The organism is Jatrophihabitans sp., from assembly GCF_046262535.1.
In the GTDB taxonomy this organism is placed as follows: Bacteria; Actinomycetota; Actinomycetes; order Mycobacteriales; family Jatrophihabitantaceae; genus Jatrophihabitans.
On the sequence record NZ_JBHEMO010000084.1, the window covers coordinates 1 to 20,271 of the forward strand.

18 protein-coding genes are annotated in these 20,271 nt (G+C 70.5%); 6 read left to right on the forward strand and 12 right to left on the reverse strand.

The window, feature by feature from the left end:
- A partial coding sequence (locus ABR571_RS12085) for an ATP-dependent Clp protease ATP-binding subunit (RefSeq protein ID WP_409453455.1) occupies positions 1-2,327 on the reverse strand: 2,327 nt, incomplete at its 3' end.
- Between the two features lie 142 nt (positions 2,328-2,469).
- Between ABR571_RS12085 and rfbA the strand changes: the two genes are divergently transcribed.
- The 4 genes from rfbA (at position 2,470) to ABR571_RS12105 (ending at position 5,606) form a co-directional block, all read left to right on the forward strand.
- Positions 2,470-3,360 carry a glucose-1-phosphate thymidylyltransferase RfbA gene (gene rfbA, locus ABR571_RS12090; RefSeq protein WP_409453456.1) on the forward strand — a complete coding sequence of 297 codons (891 nt, stop codon included), beginning with the start codon at positions 2,470-2,472 and terminating at the stop codon, positions 3,358-3,360.
- 1 nt (position 3,361) lies between these two features.
- Positions 3,362-3,925, forward strand: a complete 564-nt coding sequence (locus ABR571_RS12095; RefSeq protein WP_409453457.1) for a dTDP-4-dehydrorhamnose 3,5-epimerase family protein — start codon at positions 3,362-3,364, stop codon at positions 3,923-3,925.
- Positions 3,922-4,767: a dTDP-4-dehydrorhamnose reductase gene (gene rfbD, locus ABR571_RS12100; protein ID WP_409453458.1), complete on the forward strand. Its 846-nt coding sequence runs from the start codon at positions 3,922-3,924 to the stop codon at positions 4,765-4,767. Before ABR571_RS12095 ends, rfbD begins: the two co-directional genes overlap by 4 nt.
- 71 nt (positions 4,768-4,838) lie before the next feature.
- Positions 4,839-5,606 carry an SGNH/GDSL hydrolase family protein gene (locus ABR571_RS12105; RefSeq protein ID WP_409453459.1) on the forward strand — a complete coding sequence of 256 codons (768 nt, stop codon included), beginning with the start codon at positions 4,839-4,841 and terminating at the stop codon, positions 5,604-5,606.
- Positions 5,607-5,610: 4 nt separating this feature from the next.
- Here ABR571_RS12105 and ABR571_RS12110 read toward each other — a convergent pair whose 3' ends face one another.
- The 7 genes from ABR571_RS12110 to ABR571_RS12140 form a co-directional block, all read right to left on the reverse strand.
- Positions 5,611-6,003 carry a heat shock protein transcriptional repressor HspR gene (locus ABR571_RS12110; protein WP_409453460.1) on the reverse strand — a complete coding sequence of 131 codons (393 nt, stop codon included), beginning with the start codon at positions 6,001-6,003 and terminating at the stop codon, positions 5,611-5,613.
- The gene (gene dnaJ / locus ABR571_RS12115) at positions 6,003-7,184 is read right to left on the reverse strand and encodes a molecular chaperone DnaJ (RefSeq protein ID WP_409453461.1); all 1,182 of its coding nucleotides are present in this window, start codon (positions 7,182-7,184) and stop codon (positions 6,003-6,005) included. The genes ABR571_RS12110 and dnaJ overlap by 1 nt, the downstream gene beginning before the upstream one ends.
- A 129-nt stretch (positions 7,185-7,313) precedes the next feature.
- Complete coding sequence (gene grpE / locus ABR571_RS12120; protein ID WP_409453462.1) at positions 7,314-8,075, reverse strand: nucleotide exchange factor GrpE; 762 nt, start codon at positions 8,073-8,075, stop codon at positions 7,314-7,316.
- On the reverse strand, positions 8,072-9,943 hold the full coding sequence (gene dnaK, locus ABR571_RS12125; protein WP_409453463.1) for a molecular chaperone DnaK: 1,872 nt from the start codon (positions 9,941-9,943) through the stop codon (positions 8,072-8,074). Before dnaK ends, grpE begins: the two co-directional genes overlap by 4 nt.
- Positions 9,944-10,097: 154 nt before the next feature.
- Entirely contained in the window at positions 10,098-12,293 is a 2,196-nt protein-coding gene (locus tag ABR571_RS12130; protein ID WP_409453464.1) for a hypothetical protein, read from the reverse strand.
- Between the two features lie 180 nt (positions 12,294-12,473).
- Positions 12,474-14,105, reverse strand: coding sequence for a hypothetical protein (locus ABR571_RS12135; protein WP_409453465.1), 1,632 nt, complete (start codon positions 14,103-14,105; stop codon positions 12,474-12,476).
- Between the two features lie 65 nt (positions 14,106-14,170).
- Positions 14,171-15,091 carry a LysR family transcriptional regulator gene (locus tag ABR571_RS12140; RefSeq protein WP_409453466.1) on the reverse strand — a complete coding sequence of 307 codons (921 nt, stop codon included), beginning with the start codon at positions 15,089-15,091 and terminating at the stop codon, positions 14,171-14,173.
- 106 nt (positions 15,092-15,197) lie between these two features.
- On the opposite strand from ABR571_RS12140, the gene ABR571_RS12145 reads away from it, so the two are divergent.
- Complete coding sequence (locus tag ABR571_RS12145; protein WP_409453467.1) at positions 15,198-15,359, forward strand: hypothetical protein; 162 nt, start codon at positions 15,198-15,200, stop codon at positions 15,357-15,359.
- Positions 15,360-15,384: 25 nt separating this feature from the next.
- Here ABR571_RS12145 and ABR571_RS12150 read toward each other — a convergent pair whose 3' ends face one another.
- Genes ABR571_RS12150 through ABR571_RS12165 form a run of 4 tightly spaced genes read right to left on the reverse strand, consistent with a single transcriptional unit; the run spans position 15,385 to position 19,080 of the window.
- Positions 15,385-16,377 (reverse strand): homocysteine S-methyltransferase family protein, encoded by a 993-nt coding sequence (locus ABR571_RS12150; RefSeq protein WP_409453468.1) that lies wholly within the window; start codon positions 16,375-16,377, stop codon positions 15,385-15,387.
- A 47-nt stretch (positions 16,378-16,424) separates the two neighbouring features.
- Positions 16,425-17,648, reverse strand: a complete 1,224-nt coding sequence (locus ABR571_RS12155; protein WP_409453469.1) for an NAD(P)/FAD-dependent oxidoreductase — start codon at positions 17,646-17,648, stop codon at positions 16,425-16,427.
- A complete protein-coding gene (locus tag ABR571_RS12160) occupies positions 17,645-18,181 on the reverse strand; it encodes a cysteine dioxygenase (protein ID WP_409453470.1) in 537 nt (178 codons plus the stop codon). Before ABR571_RS12160 ends, ABR571_RS12155 begins: the two co-directional genes overlap by 4 nt.
- Positions 18,178-19,080 carry an amidohydrolase gene (locus ABR571_RS12165; protein WP_409453471.1) on the reverse strand — a complete coding sequence of 301 codons (903 nt, stop codon included), beginning with the start codon at positions 19,078-19,080 and terminating at the stop codon, positions 18,178-18,180. The genes ABR571_RS12160 and ABR571_RS12165 overlap by 4 nt, the downstream gene beginning before the upstream one ends.
- A gap of 122 nt (positions 19,081-19,202) precedes the next feature.
- Here ABR571_RS12165 and ABR571_RS12170 point away from each other — a divergent pair, with 122 nt between their 5' ends.
- Positions 19,203-20,207, forward strand: a complete 1,005-nt coding sequence (locus ABR571_RS12170; protein ID WP_409453472.1) for a LacI family DNA-binding transcriptional regulator — start codon at positions 19,203-19,205, stop codon at positions 20,205-20,207.
- The last annotated feature ends 64 nt before the right edge of the window (positions 20,208-20,271 follow it).

The window sequence follows — 20,271 nt, forward strand, 5'->3', positions numbered from 1 at the left end:
ATGTCGACGATCCGGGTGAGGTCCTCGGTGGTCAACGCTTCGAAGATCACGATGTCGTCGAGACGGTTCAAGAACTCCGGCTTGAAGTGCCCGCGCACGATGGACAGCACTTCGTCCCGCTTGAGGTCGTCGGGCAGGTCACTGATCAACGCGTGCGAGCCGAGGTTGGACGTGAGGACGAGGATCGTGTTGCGGAAGTCGACCGTCCGGCCCTGGCCGTCGGTCAAGCGGCCGTCATCGAGCACCGCCAGCAGGATGTCGAAGACGTCGGGGTGCGCCTTCTCGACCTCGTCGAGCAGAACGACGGTGTAGGGCCGGCGGCGAACCGCCTCGGTGAGCTGGCCGCCCTCCTCATAGCCGACGTAGCCGGGCGGCGCGCCGACGAGCCGGGCCACCGAGTGCTTCTCGGAGTACTCGCTCATGTCGATGCGCACCATCGCGCGCTCGTCGTCGAACAGGAAGTTGGCCAGTGCCTTGGCCAGCTCGGTCTTGCCCACGCCGGTCGGGCCGAGGAAGAGGAACGAGCCGGTCGGCCGGTTCGGGTCCGAGATGCCCGCGCGGGCCCGCCGCACGGCGTCTGAGACCGCCTGCACCGCCCGCTTCTGGCCGATGACGCGCGAGGCGAGTTCATCCTCCATCCGCAGCAGCTTGGCCGTCTCGCCCTCGAGCAGCCGGCCGGCCGGAATGCCGGTCCAGGCGGCGACCACCTCAGCGATGTCGTCTGCGGTCACCTCTTCCTTGACCAGCGGATCGGCGGCCGCCTCTTCCTTCTCGGCCAGGCTCGCCGCGTCGAGTTCCCTCTCCAGCTTGGGCAGCTCGCCGTACTGCAGCCGGGACGCGGTCTCCAGATCACCGTCGCGCTGCGCGCGCTCGATCTGGCCGCGGAGTTCGTCGATCTGCTCCTTGAGCTCACCGACGCGGTTCAGCCCCGACTTCTCCCGCTCCCAGCGCAAGGTCAGCCCGTCCAGCTTCTCCTGCTGGTCGGCGAGTTCGGTGCGCAGGCGTGCGAGCCGCTCGGCCGACGCCTCGTCCTTCTCCTGGACGAGCGCCATCTCTTCCATCTTCAGCCGGGCGACGGAGCGCCGGAGTTCGTCGATCTCGACCGGGCTGCTGTCGATCTCCATCCGCAGCCGGCTGGCGGCCTCGTCCACCAGGTCGATCGCCTTGTCGGGCAGGAAACGCGACGTGATGTAGCGGTCGGAGAGGGTCGCGGCGGCGACGAGCGCGCCGTCGTTGATGCGCACCTTGTGATGAGCCTCGTACTTCTCGGCCAGCCCGCGCAGGATCGCGATCGTGTCCTCGACGGACGGCTCGGCGACGAGCACCTGCTGGAAGCGCCGCTCGAGCGCCGGGTCCTTCTCGATGTGCTCGCGGTACTCGTCGAGCGTGGTCGCGCCGACCATGCGCAGTTCGCCACGGGCGAGCATCGGCTTGAGCATGTTGCCGGCGTCCATCGCGCCTTCGCCGGTCGCGCCGGCGCCGACGACGGTGTGCAGCTCGTCGATGAAGGTGATGATCTGGCCGCCCGAGTCCTTGATCTCGGTGAGGACGGCCTTGAGCCGCTCCTCGAACTCGCCGCGGAACTTGGAGCCGGCGATCATCGAACCGAGGTCGAGCGACATCACGCGCTTGCCCCGCAATGACTCGGGGACGTCGTTGGCGACGATGCGCTGGGCGAGGCCTTCGACGACCGCGGTCTTGCCGACGCCCGGCTCACCGATCAGGACCGGGTTGTTCTTCGTCCGGCGGGACAGCACCTGGACGACGCGGCGGATCTCGGTGTCGCGGCCGATGACGGGGTCGATCTTGCCCTCGCGCGCGGCCGCGGTCAGGTCGGTCGCGTACTTCTCCAGCGCCTGGAAGGTGCCCTCCGGATCGGCACTGGTCACCCGGGCCGAGCCGCGGACGGACTCGAGGGCCGCGCTCAACGCCGGCGCGGTCGCTCCGTGCTGGCGGAACACATCGGCGACGTCACCGTCCGTGGCGGCCAGGGCGAGCACCAGGTGCTCGGCGGAGACGAACTCGTCGGAGCGGTCGCGCGCCTCCCGTTCGGCCGCGCCGAGCACCGCGAGCAGCGCACGGGACGCGGACGGGGCCGCTACCGACGATCCCGATGCGGACGGCAGCTTGTCGATCAGTCGGGACAGGTCGGCGCGGGCGCCGAACGGGTCCGCACCCACGGCCTGGAGCAGCGGTCGGGCGAGCGTCTCGCTGTCGTCGAGCAGCGCGACGGCGAGATGCGCGGGCTCGACGGCCGGGTTGCCGCGCTCGGCCGCGACCTTCACGGCACCGTTCACCGCCTGCGTGCTGCGGGTGGTCATGTCCATGCGGGTAGTTCACCTCATCGGAAGTCGTCGTGTCACTGGCGGCGCCGTCCGGTCTGCCCCAGGAGCGGCGCTCATTAGGGTCAACGCTCCAGAACTTGAGTCTGTTCCGCTCAAGTTCAACTCGACAAGTAGCGTTCGGCGGATGAAGGGGATCGTCCTGGCCGGCGGCGCCGGAACCCGGCTGCATCCGGTCACCCGAGCCGTCAGCAAGCAGCTGCTCCCCGTCTACGACAAGCCGATGATCTACTACCCGATCTCGGTCCTGATGCTCGCCGGGATCCGCGACATCCTGCTCATCACGACACCGCACGACCAGGACCAGTTCACCCGGCTGCTCGGTGACGGCAGCCAGTGGGGCCTCAACCTGACCTACGCGGTGCAGGCCTCGCCTGACGGCCTGGCCCAGGCGTTCCTGATCGGCGCCGACCACCTCTCAGGTGATCCGGCCGCCCTCGTCCTGGGCGACAACATCTTCTTCGGCGCGGGCCTGGCCGGCCAGCTGGCCGACGCGGTGGCCGACGTCCGGCGCGACGCCGGTTGCTCGCTGTTCGGCTATCCGGTCAGTGATCCCGAGCGGTACGGCGTTGCGGTCGTCGACGCCGACGGGCGGCTGGTCGACATCGAGGAGAAGCCCGAACAGCCGAGGTCGAGCCTCGCGGTGACCGGGTTGTACTTCTACGACGGTCAGGTGGTCGACCGGGCCCGCACCCTCACACCCTCGGCCCGTGGCGAGCTCGAGATCACCGACCTCAACCGGCTCTACCTCGACGCCGGCGAGGCGCGGCTCGTCGACCTCGGCCGGGGCACGGCGTGGCTGGACACGGGAACCCAGGACTCGCTCATGGAGGCCGGCCAGTTCGTGCAGGTCCTGCAGCACCGGCAGGGCGTCGCGATCGCCTGCCTCGAGGAGATCGCGTTGCACAACGAGTGGATCTCCCCTGAACAGTCTCTGGCGCTGGCCGACGAGATGGGGTCGTCCAGCTACGGCGTGTACCTGCGCCGGGCGATCAACGCCTTCGTCGAGCAGGGCTGACGTGGCCGCGCAGATCAACCCGATGACCGTCGAAGCCACCGCCATCGACGGGCTGCTGGCCATCACCACCAAGGCGGTGACCGACGAGCGCGGAACCGTCCGCGAGTTCTTCCGGACGAGCGGCTTCGCCGAACTGGACGTCGCGGTCCCCGACCGCTGGTCGCAGATCAACATGACCTGGACGCGCCGCGGCGCCGTCCGCGGGCTGCACGGCGAGTCGATGACGAAGCTGGTCGGCTTGGCCTGGGGATCGGCCTTCGGGGCCTACCTCGACGCGCGGCCGGGCTCGTCCACCTACGGCGTCCACGTCACGATGCGCCTCGAGGTAGGCACCCAGGTACTCGTCCCGCCCGGCGTGTGCAACGGCTTCCAGGCGACGAGCGAGGGCGGCTGCCAGTACCTGTACTGCTTCGATGCCGAGTGGGTGCCCGGAATGCCCGGCGTCTCGGTGACGCCGCTGGATCCGCAACTGGCCATCCCGTGGCCGATCGACCTGGACCCGGCCGACCCGGCCCTGATCTCGGCGAAGGACGCGCAGGCGCCGGCCTTCGGCGCCGGCGCATGACCCGCTGGCTCGTCACCGGCGCCGCCGGTCAGCTCGGCACCCATCTCGCCCGGCAGTTGCCGCCCTCCGACGTCGTTGCGCTGAGTCGGGACGAGCTCGACATCACGTCCCCCCGTGCGGTCACCGAGGCCGTGCGGGCGGCCCGGCCCGACGTCGTCGTCAACGCCGCCGCCTACACGGCCGTCGATGCGGCCGAGGCCGACGAGGACCGCGCGTACGCGGTGAACGCCACCGGCCCGCGGCTGCTCGCGGCCGCGGTGGCCGAGCACGGCGGCCGGCTCATTCACGTCTCGACCGATTACGTCTTCGACGGGACGGCTGACCGTCCCTATGAGCCCGGCGATCCGACCGGGCCGCGCACGGCCTACGGGCGGACCAAGCTGGCCGGCGAGCACGCCGTGCGGGCCGCGCTTCCCGACTGCTGCGTCGTACGCAGCGCGTGGATCTACGGCGGCCCGGGCGCAAACTTCGTCGACACGATGCTCGGCCTCGAACAGCGGCGCGAGACCGTTGACGTCGTCGCCGACCAGACCGGTTCGCCGACCTGGGTGGCCGATCTGGCCGGCGCGCTCATCGGCCTCGGCCTGTCTTCGCTCACCGGCCGGGTGCTGCACTACGCCAACGCCGGCACGGCGTCGTGGTTCGAGCTGGCCCAGGAGGTGTTCCGCGCCGTGGGCGCCGACCCGGACCGGGTCCGGCCCGTGACGTCAGCCGGCTTCGCCCGCCCGGCGCCGCGGCCGGCGTGGTCGGTGCTGTCCACGGCCGAGTGGGCGGCGTGCGGCCTGGGCGACCCGCGGGACTGGCGCAGCGCCCTTCGCGAATACCTCAGCGGTAAAACCTAGCGCCGATTTGACTCCGTTTTGTCCGGCCGCGCTTCGCGGGACGAGCCCCGTGCCGAACCTACGATGACGGCGTGAAAAGGGCTGCAGACGCCGCGCTCGCGGCACTCGGCGTGCTGGTCATCATCGCCGCGGTGTACGTGTCCAAGCACAACGGTCCGTCCGACGCCGCGACGGTCAACACCGGTGTCCCCGCGAACATCGCGCCGCCTACCGGCAGTACCCGACCCGGCAGCACGCTCAGTCCGTCGGCGTCGAGCGGGACCGGGACGAGCGCGGCGGCCGGCGTTCGCGAGAAGGTGGTCGCCTTCCTCGGTGACGAGTGGACGGCCGGCGCGGGTGCCTCGGCCAAGGCGAACCGCTTCGCATCACTGCTCAGCAGCCACCTGCACGTCAGGCAACGCAACTTCGGCGCCGACGGAGCCGGCTACGGCAGCTCGTCGGGCGGGTACGAAAGCCTCGTCGCCAAGGTCGTCGCCGCGCATCCCGACGTGGTGATCGTCAGCGGCGGCCGCAACGACCTGAGCCCCGGCCACGACCTCACGGCCACCCCCGACGAGGTCGACCGCCTCTTCGCCGACCTGCGCGCCGGACTGCCGAACGCACAACTGATCGCCGTCGCCCCGTTTTGGGGCGACAGCGATCTGCCCAAGGCATTGGTCAAGCTCGGCGGAGAGGTGAAGGACGCCGTCACCGCCGCGCACGGTACGTACCTCGACATGGAGGACCCCATCCACGGCCATCCCGGTTTGATGGCCGACGACGTCGATCCGAACGACCAGGGCCACGCGGCGATCGCGGCAGCGTTGGAGCCGAAGGTCGTACCGCTGTTGGCCGGCTGACTGGTCAGCGCCGCCGCGGCTCCGGTCGCCACACGACGAGCGCAGTGGTCGGGCCGCGCCGGGCGGCCAGCTCGGCGTGCGCGTGATCCAGTTCGGCCGCGAGCTCGGCGACCTTGGCCCGCAGTGCGTCGACGTGCGATTCGAGTTCGATGATCCGTTTGATCCCGGCCAGGTTCACGCCCTCGTCCTGGGAGAGGCGTTGCACCTCACGCAAGAGAGCGACGTCCCGGGCCGAGTAGCGCCGACCGCCACCGACGGTGCGTCCCGGCGTGACCAACCCGAGCCGGTCGTACTGGCGCAGCGTTTGGGCGTGCATGCCCGCGAGCTCGGCAGCAACCGAGATGACGAACACAGGAGCATCCTCGGGCACGTCGTTGGGACGGCGACGCTCGGCCATCACTCCCCCCTACCGGTCGCAATCGAGTTCAGCGCGGCGGTGATCTCCGGCCGCGGGTCGTCGGGCTGGGCCGCGGCGAACTTCTCGAGCGCTTCGCGGGCAGCGCCCGCGACCTTCGTCGGGACGGCGACCTCGACGGTCACCAGCAGATCGCCGTTGCGTCCGCGGCCCTGCACACCGCGCCCGCGGACGCGAAGCGTGCGGCCCGACGGCGTGCCCGGCGCGACCTTCAGCGCCACCGAGCCCTCCAGGGTGGGGACGCGCAGCGTCGTGCCCAACGCGGCTTCGGCGAACGTGATCGGCACCGTGAGGGTCAGATCGTCGCCGCTGCGGCCGAAGAGCTTGTGCGCTTCGACGTGAACGGTGACGAAGAGGTCACCGGCCGGCGCGCCGGAGCGGCCGGGGTGGCCCTTGCCGGGCACGCGGATCCTGGCGCCGTCGCGCACGCCGGCCGGGATACGGACGTTGATCGTGCGGACCTGCGTGGTGGTACCGGTGCCGGCACATTCCGGGCACGGGTCGTCGATGACCTGGCCGGTGCCGCGACACTGGACGCAGGGCTCGCTGAAGCCGAACGCCCCCTGGTTGCGACTGACGTAGCCGGTGCCGCCGCAGTTCGCGCAGCGGTGTGGAGCAGTGCCCGGCCGCGCCCCGCTACCGCCGCAGGTCTTGCAGCCGGCCGGGCCGGACAGCCGCAGCGGCATGGTCACGCCGTGCACCGCGTCGTCGAAGGCGAGGGTCAGGTCGGCGGTCACGTCCTGGCCGCGGACCGGTCCGGAGCCGGTGGGCCGCGAACCGCTGCGGCCGGCACCGGCTCCGAACAGACCGTCGAACAGGTCGTTCAGGTTGCCGCTCGAGCCGCCGCTGAACAGGTCGGAGACGTCGAAGTTCGGCGTGCTGCGCGGCCCACCGGCCCCACCGAATCCCCCGAATCCGCCGCCGGCTCCGAACAGGCTGCGGGCCTCGTCGTACTCCTTGCGCTTGGCCGGATCGGAGAGCACGTCGTAGGCCTCGGAGACCTCCTTGAACCGGGCCTCGGCCTTGGCGTCACCCGGGTTCTTGTCCGGGTGCAGCTCGCGGGCGAGCTTCCGGTACACCTTCTTGATGTCGGCGGCCGGCGCGTCCTTGGTGACGCCGAGCGCCTTGTAGTAGTCCTTCTCGATGTAGTCCTTGGTGCTCATGCGTCACCTCCTCTTGGTCCGTTTGCCCTGGTTGCTTTGGGTGGTCGGGTCGGACGAGATCGTCCTCGAAAACCGCGGCTTAAAACGCGGGCCGCGATTTTCTGCGGGCGCCTGTCCGACCCTCCCTCTCTATTCGCTGGTCGATGGTTGCTTGTCGTCGTCCGCTGGGACTTCATCTTCGTGTGGTGGTGCGTTGGTTACAGCGTGGTCGTTCGCCGCTGCTGACTCGCTCTCCGCCGTGCCGTTGGCATCCTCGATGGGTTTGCCGTCTTCCTGTACCTGTTCGAAGACGGTCGGGTCGGTGACGCCGACCATCGCCGGACGGAGCAATCGGTCGCGGTGCCGGTAGCCCTGACGCATCACCGTCGTGCACGTGGGGACGGTGACCGTGTCGCTCTCGTCGTGCGTGACCGCCTCGTGGATCGCCGGGTCGAACGGATCGCCGACCTCGCCGAACGCCTCGAGGCCGAGCTTGACGAACGCCGTCTCGAGCTTGTCGGCCACCGCCTTCAGCGGACCGGTCAGGTCGCCGTGGGCCCGCGCCCGGTCGAGATCGTCGAGAACTGGCAGCAGCTCGCCGAGCGTGCGGCCGATCGCGAGCTCGCCGGCGGCCAGCCGGTCGCGCTCAGCCCGCTTGCGGTAGTTGGCGTACTCGGCCTGCACCCGCTGCAGGTCACGGGTCCGCTCGTCGAGCAGGGCTGCGTCCACCTTCGGTCCTTCATCCGGCTCGGGGGCCGGTTCACTAGCGGGTTGCGATTCCGGCCCGGGGGCCGACGAGGCCTTGCGGGCCGCGCCGGTCACCGGGTCGATCTTGCGGTTGTCGCGGATGACGACGCGTTCCTGCTCATGGTCCTCGCCGCGACTTTCCTTCGCGTCGGGCTCGGAGCTCACTTCTGCTCCTCAGCCGGTCCCTCGTCCACGACCTCGGCGTCGACGACGGAGTCGTCGGAGTCGGCCGATGCCTTCGTGAAGTCCGGGCCCGCTTCGGCGCCGCCGCCCTCGCCGGCTGCGGCCTGCGCCGCGGCGTACATCGCGCCGCCGGCTTCGGACGCCACCGCGGACACGCGCTCCTGCGCCGCCTTGATGGCCTCGAAGTCGGCACCGTCGAGCGTCTTCTTCAGCTCGTCGAGGGCGGACTGGAGTTCGCCACGCTTGTCCTCGGGCAGCTTGTCGCCGTTCTCCGTCAGGAACTTCTCCGTGGTGAACTGCAGACCCTCGGCGGAGTTACGGATCTCCGCCTCGTCACGACGGCGCTTGTCCTCTTCGGCGTGCGCCTCGGCGTCCTTCATCATCCGGTCGATCTCGTCCTTCGACAGGCCCGAGCCACCGGTGATCGTCATGCCCTGTTCCTTGTTGGTGGCCAGGTCCTTCGCCGAGACGTGCACGATGCCGTTCGCGTCGATGTCGAAGGTGACCTCGATCTGCGGGACGCCGCGCGGTGCCGGCGGCAGACCGGTCAGCTCGAACATGCCGAGCTTCTTGTTGTAGGCGGCGATGTCGCGCTCGCCTTGATACACCTGGATCTGCACGCTGTTCTGGTTGTCGTCGGCGGTCGTGAAGATCTCCGAGCGCTTGGTCGGGATCGTCGTGTTCCGCTCGATCAGCTTGGTCATGATGCCGCCCTTGGTCTCGATGCCGAGCGACAGAGGCGTGACGTCGAGCAGGAGGACGTCCTTGACCTCGCCCTTCAGGACACCGGCCTGCAGGGCGGCGCCCACGGCGACGACCTCGTCCGGGTTGACGCCCTTGTTCGGCTCACGACCGCCGGTGAGTTCCTTCACCAAATCGGTGACGGCCGGCATGCGGGTGGAGCCGCCCACGAGGACGACGTGATCGATCTCGCTCAGGCTGATCCCGGCGTCCTTGATGACGTTCTGGAACGGCGCCTTGGTGCGCTCGAGCAGGTCACCGGTGATCTTCTGGAACTCTGCGCGGGACAGTGACTCGTCGAGGAACAGCGGGTTCTTGTCCGCGTCCTGCGTGATGTAGGGCAGGTTGATGCTGGTCTGCTGCGAGGAGGACAGTTCGATCTTCGCCTTCTCGGCCGCTTCGCGCAGCCGCTGCATCGCCATCTTGTCCTTGGTCAGGTCGATGCCGTGGGCGGCCTTGAACTTGTCGGCCAGCCAGTCGATGATCCGCTGGTCCCAGTCGTCACCGCCGAGGTGGTTGTCGCCACTGGTGGCCTTCACCTCGATGACGCCGTCGCCGATCTCGAGCAGGGACACGTCGAAGGTGCCACCGCCGAGGTCGAAGACCAGGATCGTCTGCTCCTTCTCGCCCTTGTCCAGGCCGTAGGCCAGCGCGGCCGCTGTGGGCTCGTTGACGATGCGCAGGACGTTCAGACCGGCGATCGTGCCGGCCTCCTTCGTCGCCTGGCGCTCGGCGTCGCTGAAGTACGCGGGGACGGTGATCACCGCGTCGGTGATCGTCTCGCCGAGGTAGGACTCCGCGTCGCGCTTGAGCTTCTGCAGCACGCGCGCGCTGATCTCCTGAGGGTTGTAGGACTTGCCGTCGATGTCGACCTTCCAGCTCGAGTCGCCCATGTGGCGCTTGACCGAGCGGATGGTGCGGTCGACGTTGGTGACGGCCTGGCGCTTCGCGACCTCGCCGACCAGCACTTCGCCGTTCTTGGCGAAGGCCACGACGCTGGGCGTGGTGCGCGAGCCCTCCGAGTTCGCGATGACCTCTGGCTCGCCGCCGGAGAGCACGGCGACGACGGAGTTGGTGGTACCGAGGTCGATTCCGACCGCTCGTGCCATGGATGGAGCTCCTTCGTACGTTTTTCTGTCGGTGATGGGCCGGTTGTGGGCTCGCGTCGATAGTGCTCCGCGGCGTGAGCCACTGTCAAAAGAACTGAGTCGAACCGACTCAACTTCCCGATCCGGCTGTGACCTGGGTCACAGCGCGAGTGCGCTACTCGTCGCCGCGGTGCGCGCCGGTCGCCGGTCGCGGGCGGCTGTGCGGCAGACCGGCCGAAGCCTGCGGAGCCGGTCCAGGTCGCCGGGACGGCCCCGGCGCGGCGGCCCGAGCCTGTGTCTGGGCCTCCGACAGGCGGCGCTCGATCTCGATGAGCCGAATCTCGACGCCGGCCCGCTCCTGCAGATAGAACTCCCGCTCGGCCTCCTGATTGCGCAGGTAGGCCTGGCGCTGCAGGTCGCTCAGGTGCTCCGCGTCGGCCACGCGCCGCTCGAGATCGGCGACGCGCACGGCTTCGGCCTCCAACCGCGCCTCGCTGACGGCAAGCGCGCGCTCGAGTTCGGCCCGCGCCTGGGCCTGGGTCAGCTGCTCCTCCTGGAGGTGGTGCTGCAGGTCGCCGAGCTGCTGCTCGGCCACGTGCGCGCGCCAGCTCTCGGAGTCTGCGCGGTCCTCGGCGGCCTTCGCCTGCGCCCGGACCGCCTCCAGCTCCTGCGCGGCGGTGGCCGATTGGTGGGCAGCGGTTTCGGCCCGCTCGGTCTCCGCGGCCCGGCGCGCCTCGGCTTCCTGGACCTCGGCCCGGACGGCCTCCAGCGCCGCAGTGGTGTCGGCGAGCCGGGTCTCGGCGCTGTCGGCTCGCTCCCGGGTGGCGTCGAGTTCCGCGCGCAGCGTTTCCAGCGTGGCCCGTTCCTCCTCGAGGGTTGCGGCGGTGTCCACGATCTGCACGTCGGCTGCTTCGGCTCGCTGCTCCGCCGCGGCTCGGCGGTCCTCGGCGTCCCAGAACTGGATCTGCAGGGCCTCGAGCGTCTGCAGCGTCTCAGCGAGCTGGGTCTCGGCAGCCTCGGCCCGGGTGTTCTCGGCCAGCAGCCGGTCCTCGGTGTGGCGCAGCTCGGCCTGCAGGTTCTCGAGTTCGGCGGTGCGTTCGGCCAGCTGGCCGTGCGCTTCGGCGAGCGGCGTGTTCAGCTGACGGATCGCGTCGGCGGAACGCTCCCGCTCCCGCTCCAGTTCCTGTTCCAACTGGGCCCGGGCCGCTGCGACCTCGTCGGCCAGCTCGGCCGCGCGGCGTTCGGCCTCGAACCGGGCCCGACCCTCCTCAGCCAGCTCCGTCTCGGTGCGACCGCGAAGCCCGGCGACCCGCTCCTCCAGCAGCCGGTATTCCTGCGCCGCCGCCTCTCGCTCGGCCGCAGCCGACTCCCGCAGGGTGGCGAGCTCGGTGAGCGCGTCGGCGAGCTGCTGCGCGAGATCGGAGCCCTGCGCCGCGTCGTCCGGGTAGTCGGTGTTCCCGCTCGCCTCCGCGTTGTGCGTGTGCTGCGGGTCGTCCGCGGCGCCGGCGATGCCGGCCAGTCCCGCCGCCTGCGCCACCCCCGCTCTTCTCGCCTCGAATTGCGCAGCAGCAGCAGCAGCGGCCCGGGCCCGCTCCTCGGCCGCAGCGGCCGCGGCCGCCTGCGCCTCGGCCGCAGCGCGCCGTCGTGCTCCTCGGCGACCGCCCCGCCGCCGGTGGACGGCTTCCTCGGCCGCCGCCCGCGCCGCCTCCCGCTGGTCGACGACAGCCTCCGCGGCCAGGTCATGCGCGGCCGCGGTGGGATCGGTCGCGGCGGGGTCCGCGGGGTCGGCGGTGGGGGCGGCATTGGAGTCGGTGCTGGAGTCGGCACCGGAGTCGGCAACGGCTGGCGCAGCCTCGGGCCAGTACACAGGCTCAAACGGCTGGCCCAAGGCGGCCGGCTCGGCACCGACCAGGTCGGCACCGTGAACCGGGTCGGCAGCGTCGACCAGATCGGCGAGGTCGTCCAGGTCGGCGAGGTCGGCCACGTCGTCCACGTCGCCCACGTCGCCCACAGCCGCGTCAGCCACCTCGGCCCTCTCGCGCGGGGATCCGACCTCGGTCGGTTGTGACCATCCGGTCGAGAAGGCGGGGTCGCTGTCGACCGGCTCGGCCGGCTCGGCCGGCTCGGCCCCCTCGAACCCGGCCTCCTCGAACTCGGCTCGCAGCGGCTCGAGCACGCCGGACGGGTCGGAGGGCGCGAACCGCCCGGCCGGGCCGCGTCCGCCGTTGGCCGGCTCGTCCTCGCTCGGTCGGCCGGGCGCCTGCCAGGGCCGGACGGGGTCCAGACCGGCGTCGAGCAGTCCGCCGCCCGCGGCCTCGGCCTCGGCGTCGGCGTCGGAGTCGGCGTCGGCGTCGGCCGACGTTTCCCTCATGGGCTCGTCGCCGGGCTGGCTGGATGGCTCGTCATCCACGAGAGGCTGGGCATCGTCGATCGGCGCGGATGAAGCGGAAGCTGAGCGCGTCGGCTCGCTCCACGGATTGTCGGCCACTGGCAAAAGGTACCTAGTATCGACGGCCGCGACACGTTAAGCGGGCAAACGCCGCGCAGGCGCTCACCGACGGAGTCCACCACGCAGGCTGCCGCGCAGGACGTAGGTGCCGGGGCGGCTCGTCGTGAGCGTCGACCAGCCCGACCCGTCGTTCTCGATCGCGGCATGGACGCGCGGTGTCCCATCCACGGTGCCGGTGCCCGACGGGTCGGGTTCCTGGCGGGTGGCCGTCAGGAACTTCGACCAGCGCAGCCGAACACCGATCGTGCACGCGCAGGGCACGTCGATCGTCATCGACTTCTGGTCGTGGGCGAGCACGGACGCCGGCCGGGCGACGATCGGCGTCGGGTTGCCCACCCGGAACAGCTGCCAGTCGTTGCTGCTCCAAATCCGGTGCAGGTAAGGCGCCGTGCCCGACTCGACCAGCGTGTACTCGCCGTTGCCGGCAACGGATCCCAACGGCAGGGCGACGTAGCCGACCGCGTTGTTGTCGAGCCAGACCTTGTAGGTGACCGGATCCAGGGAACGGCGGTCGAGCGAGCGGTTGAGCGCTTTGTCGTCCTGGGTTTCCCAGCCCCGGGCGAGCATCGCGTGCCCCAGAAGGGCGTCGTAGCCGGTGTGGGCTCCGTGGTCGACGACCTCGACGCGGTAGTTGCGCAGCTCGGGAATCCCGTCGAGGCGATCGACCAGCGGCGTGTAGTAGGACACCGATGACACCGGCGCACTGGCGTGTCGCAGGTCGGTCCACGTCTGCTCACCGCCGAGGTACAGCAGCGGGGTGACGCACAAGAGCGGGATCAACACCCGTCGCCGGCTCAGCGCCACCGCGGCGACCGGCAGGCAGAACCAGACGAAGCGCCCGAAGTTCGATCCCAACCCGTTGGGGATCGTGAAGAGGACGATCGCGACGAGCGCCGAGATCCAGATGGTCGTGCGCAGGTGGCTCCGCGGTCCCGAGGCGAGCAGAAGACCAAGGGCGAGCAACACCTTGATGAGCAGCGTGGTGGAGAAGGGCTCCGGCCGGGGCGTGCCGAAGATCAACCCGACGGTGACGAGCGCGAGGATCACCGTGGCCGTGGTCCAGGCGATCACTGCTCGGTACCTCTTGGTACCGGTCGTGAGGAACGAACCGGACAGGGCCAGCGCGACGAAGGCTCCCGACACCGGCGACGCGAGGATGCTGAGCATCGTCAGCCCGACGGCCGCCGAGGTGCTCCGGCGCCGCACGGCGATCAGCACTCCGATGGCGAACGCCGCGCCCAGCAAGAACGGAACCCGCCCGCTCCACAGGTTGAGGCCGACGGCGAGCGCGCCGACGGCCGCAGCCTGCCCCGGGTAGCGGGTTCCGCGCACCGCGACCGTGATGAGCACGGTGACGGCGACCGCCGACAGCGCGCCGACCAGTTCGGTGCCCAGCGCGGCGGAGACGTACGGGGTGAGGACCGAGTAGTTGCCCGGCGTCGAGCCGCCCCCGAACCAGCTGAACCAGTAGGTCAGCCCGACGCCGTGAGACACCGCCGAGGCCCGGGCCCGCGCCGCCCACAGATCGTTGACGTCGGGACGGATGAGGAAGAAGGCGGTGGCATTGACGACGGCGAACAGTGACGGGGCCAGCGTCCAGGCGTCAGGACGGGCGCGCAGCCGATGGACCGGCAGCATCGAGCGCTGCTGAGGGGCCGTGGCGGCGGTCGTCATCGCGCCTCATGGTCCCACAGCCGGACGTCGGAAATGTTCCGAATACCGGCGCGCGAGGGGTCCGCTCAGCGATCGGCGTCGGCGGCGGCCGCCGCCGCGCGCAGCGCGTCCACCACCGTGCGCACCACTGGGGTGGGCTCGTTGCGCGAGCGGCGGTAGAGCACGCCGATGCGGCGCGATCCGAGACCGGGCAACGTCACCTCACGCACGCCGGTGGGCGCCGACGCCGTCAACGCCAGTACCGGGACGAGCGCCCCGGCCAGCCCGGCCGATACGAGGACGAGCGCTGCGGTGAAGTCCTGGCACAGGTGCGCCGCCGGCAGACGCAACACGCTGGTCTGCCGCACCCGCCGCATCGCCTGTCCCACTGCGCTGTCGGGCGGCCCGTCGATCCACGGCCGCTCGGCCACTGTCGCCAGGTCGTCGAACTCCGGCCACCCGTCAGGGACGACGACGCGGAACGGGTCGTCGAACAGCGGCTCGTAACGCAGCCCGCGGGCCACGGGTCGGCGGCGCTGCGCATCGTCTTCGACCAGCGCAACGTCGGTACGTCCGGCCAGCACGTCGGCCGAGGCCGTCAGATCGTTCACCTGGTGAACCGACAGGTCGAGTCCGGGATGCTGGGCCGCCAGCTCCACGATCGCGGTACCGGCGAAGCCGCGCAGCGCGGTCACGAAGGCAGCGAAGGTCACCGGCCCCGTGACGGCGTCGGCCAGCGCGTTCAGCTCGGCCTCGGCGTCGTCCAGCACCTGGACCAGGGCGTCGGCGTGACTCATCAGCCGCCGCCCGGCCGTGGTGAACGCGATCGGGCGCTGGCCGCCGCGCCGCGACCGATCGACCAGGACGAAACCCGTCTCGCGCTCCAGCGTCGCCAGCTGCTGCGACACGGCCGAGGGCGATAGGTGCAGCGCCGACGCCGCACCCACCACGCCGCCGTGGCGTTCGACGGCGCGCAGCACCACGAGGCGTCGCGGGTCGATGCTCATTAAGTGTAGCTTCACACGGATGCAAGCGGATTGCAATTTTCTTTCAGCCCGAATCGCGCGATGATGGAACGGTCCACCCATCGAATGCACTTGAGGAAGTCCGATCATGAGCACGTCCGAGTCGCGCCCGTTCTCCGCCGCCACGAGCAAGCTGGCCTACGCCCAGGCGTTTGCCGGCCCGTCGGCCCGGCGGCGTCACGACGCCACCTCGTCGTCACCGCGCGTGGGCCGCCGCCTGTTGTCGCTTCGGCCCCTGCGCCGCGGCTGAACGCCGTCGACCGCGCGCCGACCTCTCAGGACGCGGCCGTCCAGTCGCCCATCTCGCGCACGGTCACCGCACTCTGCTTGTCCCCGAGCACAGGATGCAGCCCGATCGCCGGCGAGTACTTGGCGGCCGGAGGCCGTCGCCCCAGTGCTTCGGCCATCGCCCGCACGTGGTGCGGACCGCCGCCGCAGCAGATGCCGATGTAGTCCACCCCGAGTTCGGCCGCCTGACGGGCGAAGTCGGCCATCTGGAAACGGGTGAGCGCGGCGCTTTCCAGCCCGATCGGGAACATCCGTCCGCCGTCGTCGGCCACGAGTGACTCGAAGCCCGGCGTCGCTGCATCCGTGCGGTACGGGACGGGCTGCGCCGCAATCGGCCCGGTGATCGCGGCGCGCAGGCGTTCGAGCAGCGGCAGCATGGTCGCCGGGCCGCGCGAGCAGTTGAGCCCCACCACTGCCGCCCCCGCGTCGGCCACGGTGCGGCAGGCCTCGATGTAGTCGTGGCCGTCGTAGGTCGTCCCTGGCTGCACGCTGGCGAAGGTCACCATCGCCGGCAGGCCCAATTCGTGGCAGACCTCGAGGCCGATGAGCGCCTCCCCCAGGAAGTCGTTCGTCTCGCTGATGACGAAGTCGATCCCCTCCTCGACCGCCCAGCCGAGTTGTTCCTCGTACTGGGCCCGGACGACCGCACCCGAGCCCTTCGGGTCGGCGGGGTCGTAGCACCACGTGTTGCAGATGTTGCCGGCCACCAGTGCCTCGCCCTCGGCCGCGACCCGGTTGGCGATGCGCACGGCGACGCGATTCATCTGCTCGAGATCGTCGGCGCGGCCGATGTCGCGCAGCTTCTCGCGGTGGGCGTAATAGGTCAGCGCCACCATCACGTCGGCTCCGGCGCGCAGGAACTCGCGATGCAACTCGGCAAGGGCGTCCGGCGCGTCGAGCACGACTTCGGGCACGTACGGACCGGCCTTCACGTATCCCCGACGTTCGAGTTCGAAGACGTAGCCTTCGGCCCCCACCATCGGGCCGTCCTGCAGCCGCTCCGCGAAGGTTCTCGGTGACGGACGGTTCATCGCAGTGCCGTCTCTCTCTCGTCCTCAACGGTCCCGTCAGCGTCCGGTGCAGCTGGACGGTCAGCGCCGAAGCGGCACGGGTCGAAGCGGCTGATGTCATAGACCGTCCCCTCCTGCCGGGCGAGCTGGAACAGCGCGCGGCCGACCCAGGGGGCGAACTTGTAACCGGTACCGCGCCAGCCGACGCCGACGAACACGTTGCCGAAACCGGGCACAGGACCGAGCACGAAGTCGTCGTCGCCCACCAGGTCGTAGTCGCACTGGTCGACGTCGACGACGTCGTGCACCTCGGCGCCGGCGAGGCCTGGCAGGCACTTGCGCACGAAGTCCGCGACGTCGGCGATCCCGGTACGCCCGCGGGCCAGGTCGGGTGGGTTGTAGTAACCGATCTTCACCTCGTCGACCACACCCTCGACCACGGGATGCACGTACACACCGGTGTCGAGGTAGGCGATCACTGGCAGCGCCGGGGCGGCGAAGCGGGACCGCGCTTCGGCCGGAGGCCGGTAGTACTTGGCCTCGCTCGGCCGGTCACGGGTGAGCGGGATGCGCAGGCCGCACCCCTGCAGACCCGCCAGCACCTCGTTGGTGCCGTGCCCGGCAGTGATCACCAGCGCGCGGGTCGCGAAGTCCGCGGAGGCGGTGCGCACTCGGAGCAGCCCGCCGTCCCGCTCGATGGACAACGTCTCGGTGTCCTCGTGCACCACGGTTCCGCGGGCCGCCAGCGTCCGCAGCAGAGCGGCCGTAACCGCGTGCAGGTCGACGATCCCGGCCGCGGGGTCGAGATAGCCGAGATCGGCGTCGACGTCGGGGTAGCGCGCTGTCAGCGCCGCGCGGTCGAGCCGAACCGGAGAAAGATCGATGCGCCCGAGCACGTCGGCGGTGAGCTGCGCGTAGGTCGCACCGAGATCCGGCGTCGTCGCTGTCTTGGCGATGTTCAGGCAACCGCATCGCACGAGTACCTCGGTGCCGGTCGCCCGTTCGAAGTCGTCCCAGAGCCGCATCGCCTCGTGCGCCAGGCGGGCATAGACGGGGTCGAGGTAGTCCTGGCGGTACGAACGGGTGCGCCCGAAGGATGCGGTCATCGGGTCACCCACCTTCCCGCGCTCCAGGACGGCGACGCGGGTCGTCCTTTCACTGGCGTAGTAGGCGGTGAAAAGGCCCATTACCCCGCCGCCGACCACGAGCAGGTCGAACGGCGCGCGCGGGTTTTCCGTCATGCCGGAACCGAGGTGCCACGCAGCGGCCGCAGTTCCTCGGCGTAGGACAGCGACGTGCGGTGCAGCGTGCCGTCAGGGCCGACGGTGTACTGGCCCATTCGCCACAGCGGAGGTGAGTACGCGTGGATGCTCACGGTGCCGTCCTCGTCGCCGGTCAGGCGGTGGATGTGGTCAGGGCCGAAACTGAAGACGGCCCCGGCCTCGGCATGTCGCACCGACGCGGCCGAGCCCACCGTGAGCACCTGCTCGACCAGGCGCCCCTCGGCCACGGCCACCGCGCCCGCCGACAGGTCATGGTCGTGCCAGCCGGTGTCGTTCTGCCGCGTCCAGCACAACACCCAGACGTCCACGTGCGCGTCGCGGTGCAAGCAGTGGAAGTGGCGTTGCTCGTCGTCGAACGCGACGTGCTCTCGCCATTCGTCCGGTACCGCCGCGATGGCGGCGGTGAGGTCGGTCAGTTCATCGCGGGTCAGGTCGCGCTGTGGCAGTCGCGCGTAGCGCCCCTCACCGGCGCTCAGATCGAACGAACTCACGGCGCATCTCCTTCGAGGAATCGCTGGGGATTGACGATGCCGACGGCGTGGTCGCCCGCGGCACCGAGGTGCAGATCGCGCGCCTCCGCGTACGGACGGTCGCTGCCCAGTACGACGCCGTCGACGCCGAGGACGCGGACGAGCGCGTCGATGGCCTGGCGGCCGTAGGACGAGGTGTCGACGAAGACCTCGCGGTCGACGACGAAGCGGCGCCCGGCCCTGGCCGTCCAGCGCTCGTGGTGCAAGGGCCCCAATCCGCCGCCGGCAACGAAGCACAGCCGCAGCTGCGGGAACAGTGCGCGACCGGCAACATGCCAGGACCACCAGGCGGCCTGCAGCTGCGCCGGATAATCGACCACCGGCGCCCACCAGTCGGGCAGCTCCGCCACGGGCGGCAGGAGCGGGCCGGGATGGACCAGCACCGGCCGGTTCAACTGCTCACAGAGGCGCAGGGCCGGGGCCGCCTGCTCGATCGCGGCCGGCGTGGCCAGCGCTCCCGCCGGCAGCTGCAGGCCCGCGAAACCTCCGGTGAGCAGGCCTTTCAGCCCATCGAGATCCGGCTCGACCGCGCTGACGGACGCCCAGCCGACGAAGGGACCAGGCAGGTCGAGTACCCCCCGGTGCCATGCCTCGAGCAGGGGCGCCGACTCGGACACCGGCAGTTGCTCGATGCCGAGCGGGGCCGAGAGCGACACAAGAGCCCGGCTCAGGTCGGCGTCGAGGCAGGCGCGCCGCACGGGGTCGTGGTCGGCCGGGTCGATCTCGCAGGCCGGCTCACCGGCAGTGAACAGCGTCCAACCGCGCAGCATCGGCGGACGGCCGCGGCGGCGCAGCTGGTCGACGAAGCCCGCCGGCCACAAATGTTGGTGGACGTCGACGCGGCCGAGCTCAGCTGACATGTTCCCGTTCTCGCAGCACTTCTAGTGAACCGGTTCACTTTAGCGCTTCACCAGCTGCCTGCGGAAGGCCCGGGCACTCGCGATCGATAGGTACAGCGGCACGTTCTGGCTACGATCGGTCGGTGCGCCAGCGGGCAAAGCGGGTGACCCTCCGCGACGTGGCGTCGGAAGCCGGCTTGTCCTTGAGTGCGGTGTCCTACGCCTTGCGGGGACTGCACGTTCCACTCGAGACGCAGGAGCGAGTGCGCGAAGTCGCCGACCGACTCGGCTACCAGGTCGATCCCATCGCCCGGGCGCTCGCCTCCGGCCGCACGGGCTACGTCGGCGTCCTCTGCGGGTCTCTGCAGGATATTTGGCAGCAGCACGTAGCGGCCGCGCTCGGGCGCGAGCTGCTCACCTTCGGACGGCACGCCTTGATAGTGGACGCGTCCAACAGCCCCGAGCTCGAGGAGGAGCTGGCCGTTCAGCTCGTCGATCAGCGCGTCGACGCCCTCATCGTCCTGTGGGTCGACCCGACGGCCAAGCACTGGCCCGACATAGCCCGCCGTACTGTCCTCGTCTCGATCGGTGACGGCATCCCGGGGGCGGCCACTGCGGCCGAGGTGGTCTTCGACAACGACGCGGGCGTCGGCGCCGCACTGGGCCAGCTCGCCCGAGCGGGCCACCGCCGGATCGCCGTCCTCACCCCGTCGTCGCGCAGCACGCCCGATCGCCCGGCCGAGGTCGCAATCCGGCGGTTCGGGCGCGAGCTCGGTCTGCGGATCAGCCTGCACATGTCCTCGCACGAGTTGGACAGCGCCGCCGACGTCGCCGAGCAGGCGTTGGCCGAGCCCGATCCGCCGACTGCCTTCTTCTGCCTGGCCGACTCGATGGCCTACGGCGTCTACGCCGCGACCACCCGGCTCGGACTGCGCATCCCCGACGACGTGTCCGTGCTCGGCTACGACGACAACCCGGTGTCGCGGTTGCTCTCACCACCGCTGTCGAACTTCCGGTGGCCGGTGGACGAGCTGGTGTCCTACACCGTCGAGCGGACCGTCCGCGCGGTCGACGACGACAAGCGCTCACGCCGCAAACTACTCAGCCCGCTGGCCCAGCCCCGCGGTTCCGTCGCGCGCGCGGGGTGAAGCGCTGCTTAAGGGAGCCCTTACGAGCTGCCGTGGCGCGGCGTGCGCAGGTCTGGCCAAACTG

Coding starts and splice junctions, on each gene's coding strand:
- ABR571_RS12135 (WP_409453465.1), bottom strand. CDS start 14,105: ATGACGACCGCCGCCACGGCCCCTCAGCAGCGCTCGATGCTGCCGGTC.
- ABR571_RS12130 (WP_409453464.1), bottom strand. CDS start 12,293: ATGAGGGAAACGTCGGCCGACGCCGACGCCGACTCCGACGCCGACGCC.
- rfbA (WP_409453456.1), top strand. CDS start 2,470: ATGAAGGGGATCGTCCTGGCCGGCGGCGCCGGAACCCGGCTGCATCCG.
- dnaJ (WP_409453461.1), bottom strand. CDS start 7,184: ATGAGCACCAAGGACTACATCGAGAAGGACTACTACAAGGCGCTCGGC.
- ABR571_RS12140 (WP_409453466.1), bottom strand. CDS start 15,091: ATGAGCATCGACCCGCGACGCCTCGTGGTGCTGCGCGCCGTCGAACGC.
- ABR571_RS12155 (WP_409453469.1), bottom strand. CDS start 17,648: ATGACGGAAAACCCGCGCGCGCCGTTCGACCTGCTCGTGGTCGGCGGC.
- ABR571_RS12110 (WP_409453460.1), bottom strand. CDS start 6,003: ATGGCCGAGCGTCGCCGTCCCAACGACGTGCCCGAGGATGCTCCTGTG.
- ABR571_RS12145 (WP_409453467.1), top strand. CDS start 15,198: ATGAGCACGTCCGAGTCGCGCCCGTTCTCCGCCGCCACGAGCAAGCTG.
- rfbD (WP_409453458.1), top strand. CDS start 3,922: ATGACCCGCTGGCTCGTCACCGGCGCCGCCGGTCAGCTCGGCACCCAT.
- ABR571_RS12150 (WP_409453468.1), bottom strand. CDS start 16,377: ATGGTGGGGGCCGAAGGCTACGTCTTCGAACTCGAACGTCGGGGATAC.
- ABR571_RS12165 (WP_409453471.1), bottom strand. CDS start 19,080: ATGTCAGCTGAGCTCGGCCGCGTCGACGTCCACCAACATTTGTGGCCG.
- dnaK (WP_409453463.1), bottom strand. CDS start 9,943: ATGGCACGAGCGGTCGGAATCGACCTCGGTACCACCAACTCCGTCGTC.